Here is a 4,100-nt window from a genome sequence, read left to right as displayed (position 1 = left end):
ACTGCTGCGTTTCTAGCGCCTGCGGCGTATGCAGAGGAGTTTATCACGATTGGGACGGGTGGTGTAACGGGAGTTTACTATCCGACGGGTGGCGCGATTTGCCGTTTGGTGAACAAGGGGCGCAAGGAACATGGGGTTCGGTGCTCGGTGGAATCGACGGGTGGGTCGGTTTACAACATCAACACCATTCGCGAGGGCGAGCTGGAGTTTGGTGTGGCGCAGTCGGACTGGCAGTACCATGCGTATAACGGCACCTCGAAGTTCGAAGACGCGGGCGCGTTTGAGAATTTGCGGGCGGTGTTCTCGGTGCATCCCGAGCCGTTCACGGTTGTGGCGCGCGCCGATGCGGGGATTTCCAGCTTTGAGGACCTCAAGGGCAAGCGCGTGAACATCGGCAACCCGGGTTCGGGTCAGCGCGGCACGATGGATGTTGTGCTGGAAGCGATGGGCTGGACCATTGATGACTTTGAACTGGCATCCGAACTGAAAGCGGCCGAGCAATCGGCGGCGCTGTGCGACAACCAGCTGGACGCGATGATCTATACCGTGGGTCACCCGTCGGGCTCGATCCAGGAAGCGACCACCGCGTGTGACTCGGTTCTGGTGAACGTGACCGGCGACGCGATCAGCGGCTTGATCGACGGCAATTCCTACTACCGCACCGCGACCATTCCGGGCGGCATGTACCGTGGGTCGGACGAAGACACCACGACCTTTGGTGTGGGCGCGACCTTCGTGACCTCGGCAGACGTGTCGGATGATGCGGTCTATGCGGTTGTCAGCTCGGTCTTTGAAAACTTCGATGACTTCAAAAAGCTGCACCCGGCGTTTGCCAACCTGCAGCCGGAAGAGATGATTGCGGATGGCCTGTCGGCGCCGCTGCATCCGGGTGCCGAGAAGTACTACAAGGAAAAAGGCTGGCTGCAGTAAGCCGGACCTGATGCGGGGCGCGCCTGTGATGGGCGCGCCCCTTTTGCTCGCCCGGGGAGCTGGGTGACAATGAGGCCGAAACGGCCCGAAAAGATCGCACAGCGACGGGGAGACGCCTGATGAGTTCCGACACACAATCCAATCGTCCGCTATCCGAAGAAGAGCTTCAGGATCTGGTGGCCTCGTCCGATGCGGGCGCGCGCAATCCGGCGGGCAATGTCGGGATATTCCTGGCCATCGTCGCGGTGCTGTGGTCGGTCTTTCAGGTGGTGCTGGCCTCGCCGGTCTCGAATATGCTGCTGCCGGGCAGCGTGGTGAACAACTCGCGCCAGATCCATCTGGCTTTTGCCATCTTTCTGGCCTTTGCGGCCTATCCGGCGCTGAAATCCAGCCCGCGCAATTACATCCCCATTCAGGACTGGATCATGGGCGTGGTGGGCGCGGTGATCGCGCTCTATGGTTATATCTTCTACGAAAAAGTCGTGAACAATGGCCTGCTGGCCGATGACGTGGACAAATGGGTGGCCCTTGGTGGCCTTCTGTTGCTGTTTGAGGCCGCGCGGCGTGCGCTTGGCCCGGCGATGGCGATCATTGCCACGATCTTCCTGGCTTATGTGTTCTTTGGCTCGTCCGACTGGGTGCCCGAAGTGATCCAGTGGAAGGGCGCCAGCCTGAAAAAGGCCATGAGCCATATGTGGATCACGTCCGAGGGTGTGTTTGGCATCGCGTTGGGTGTCTCGACCAAGTTCGTCTTCCTGTTCGTGCTGTTCGGCGCGCTGCTGGATAAGGCGGGCGCGGGCAATTACTTCATCAAGATGGCCTTTGGCGCGCTGGGTCACCTGCGCGGCGGCCCGGCCAAGGCGGCTGTGGTGGGCTCGGCGGCGACTGGTCTGATCTCGGGGTCTTCCATCGCCAACGTGGTGACCACGGGCACCTTCACCATTCCGCTGATGAAGCGGGTGGGCTTTAGCAGCGAACAGGCGGGCTCGGTCGAGGTGGCCTCATCCGTGAACGGCCAGATCATGCCGCCGGTGATGGGCGCTGCGGCCTTCCTGATGGTGGAATATGTGGGCATCTCTTATGTCGAGGTGATCACCCACGCCTTCCTGCCAGCGGCGATTTCCTACATCGCGCTGGTCTATATCGTGCATCTTGAGGCGGTGAAGCGGAACATGCCGACGCTGGGCAACCGCGTGGTGTCGATGGGCCGCACGATTGGCGGCATGGCGATCTTCTTCGTGGGCTTTGCCGGGCTGTGTTACGGCATCCAATACCCGATCAAGGCAATCATTGCGCTGATCCCCGGAGCTTCGGGTCTGGTGCTGTCGGGCCTGATCGTACTGGCCTATCTGTTCCTGCTGAAACTGGCCGCGGGCGTCGAGGATCTGGTGCCCGATGATCCCAACGCCAAAGAGGTCGAGCTGCCGGTCATTGCCGAGATCTACAAGGCCGGTCTGCATTACCTGCTGCCGATCATCGTGCTGGTCTACTTCCTGATGATCGAGCAGAAATCGCCGGGTCTGTCGGCCTTCTGGGCGACGTCGCTGCTGTTCGTGATCCTGCTGACGCAGAAGCCGATGAAGTCGATCTTCCGGGGCGAGAACAACACTGCCAATGCCTTCCGCGACGGTGTGGTTGACCTGTGGAACGGTCTGATCGACGGCGCGCGCAACATGATCGGCATCGCGCTGGCCACCGCCACCGCGGGCGTGATCGTGGGCACCGTGACGCTGACCGGCGTGGGTCAGGTGATGGCCGATCTGGTCGAGTTCCTGTCGGGTGGCAACCTGATCGCCATGCTGGCCTTGGTGGGCCTGCTGAGCCTCATTCTGGGCATGGGCCTGCCGACCACGGCGAACTATATCGTCGTCAGCTCGCTGATGGCCGGTGTGGTTGTTGAACTGGGCGCGCAGGATGGGTTGATCGTGCCGCTGATCGCGGTGCATCTGTTTGTGTTCTACTTCGGCATCATGGCCGATGTGACGCCACCCGTAGGTCTGGCCAGCTTTGCCGCTGCTGCCGTGTCGGGAGGCGACGCGATCAAGACAGGCTTTACCGCCTTCTTCTATTCCTTGCGCACCGTGGCGCTGCCCTTCGTGTTCATCTTCAACACCGATCTGCTGCTCATTGATGTGGGTTGGGTGCAGGGCATTCTGGTGGCTGTGTCCGCGACCATCGCGATCCTGATCTTCACCGCAGGCACCATGGGCTGGTTCCTCACGAAGAACCGCATCTATGAAAGCGTGGCGCTGATCCTGATCGCATTCGCGCTGTTCCGTCCGGACTTCTTCATGAACCGCATCGCACCTCCGTTCGCGCAGTTTGAGCCGGCACAGCTGGAGCAGGCCGTGGGCGACGCCGCCCCGGGCAGTTCCCTGCGCATCGAGGTCGAAGGCCCCGACTTTGACACTGGCAACATGACCGAAACCACCGTGGTGCTGACCGTCGGCGACGAGGCCGACGGTGCCGCCCGCATCGAGGCGCTGGGTCTGATCCCGCTGAACGAGGACGGCCTGGTGAAACTCGACGAGCCCCTGTTCGGCACCCCGGTCTCGGACGAGCTGGCAAACTTCGACTACTACGCCGACGACCCCGTCCGCATCACCACCGTGCAGGCCCCCCAGAACCAGCCGCCCAAGGAACTGATGTTCATCCCGGCGCTGCTGCTCTTGGGTCTGATCGCCTTCCTGCAAAGGGGCCGCGCCGCCCGCACCACCGAACAAGAGGTAACACCATGAGCAAATCCGTCCTCTGTGCCGTGGACATCAGCAATGATGATCTGGACGCCAGCGTGCTGGAGCGCGCGGCCCAACTGGCCGATCTGGACGGCGCGCAGCTGGACGTGGTGACCGTGCTGCCGGACTTTGGCGAAAGCTGGGTGTCGGGGTTCTTTGACGCCGGTTTCCACGACAAGGCGGTCGAGGCCGCGCATGACAAACTGACCGCGCTGTGCGCATCCACCCTGGGCGAGGACCGCAACGCCCATGTCCGCCACGTCGTCGCCACCGGCAGCGCCTATCAGCAAATCCTGCACACCGCCCAGGAAGCCGGCAGCGACCTCATCGTCATCGGCGCCCACAAACCAGACCTCAAAGACTACCTCCTCGGCCCAAACGCCGCCAGAGTCGTCAGACACTCGGAAGTGTCGGTCTACGTCGTCAGATAGGGGC

General features: G+C 62.0%; 3 protein-coding genes. All 3 read left to right on the top strand.

Annotation, left to right across the window (positions count from 1 at the left end):
* Positions 1 to 930: TAXI family TRAP transporter solute-binding subunit (locus ACR0J1_RS19320; protein WP_480734391.1), on the top strand; the 930-nt coding region annotated here is incomplete at its 5' end.
* Positions 931 to 1,049: 119 nt separating this feature from the next.
* A complete protein-coding gene (locus tag ACR0J1_RS19315; protein ID WP_480734392.1) occupies positions 1,050 to 3,668 on the top strand; it encodes a TRAP transporter permease in 2,619 nt (872 codons plus the stop codon).
* Positions 3,665 to 4,096, top strand: coding sequence for a universal stress protein (locus ACR0J1_RS19310; RefSeq protein ID WP_480734393.1), 432 nt, complete (start codon positions 3,665 to 3,667; stop codon positions 4,094 to 4,096). Before ACR0J1_RS19315 ends, ACR0J1_RS19310 begins: the two co-directional genes overlap by 4 nt.
* Positions 4,097 to 4,100 lie beyond the last annotated feature (4 nt).

Source organism: Ruegeria sp. CJ3 (assembly GCF_056536725.1).
This window is presented reverse-complemented; position numbering and strand designations above follow the sequence as displayed.

Excerpts from the sequence above, each read along its gene's own strand:
- ACR0J1_RS19315 (WP_480734392.1), top strand. The coding sequence starts at position 1,050 with ATGAGTTCCGACACACAATCCAATCGTCCGCTATCCGAAGAAGAGCTT.
- ACR0J1_RS19310 (WP_480734393.1), top strand. The coding sequence starts at position 3,665 with ATGAGCAAATCCGTCCTCTGTGCCGTGGACATCAGCAATGATGATCTG.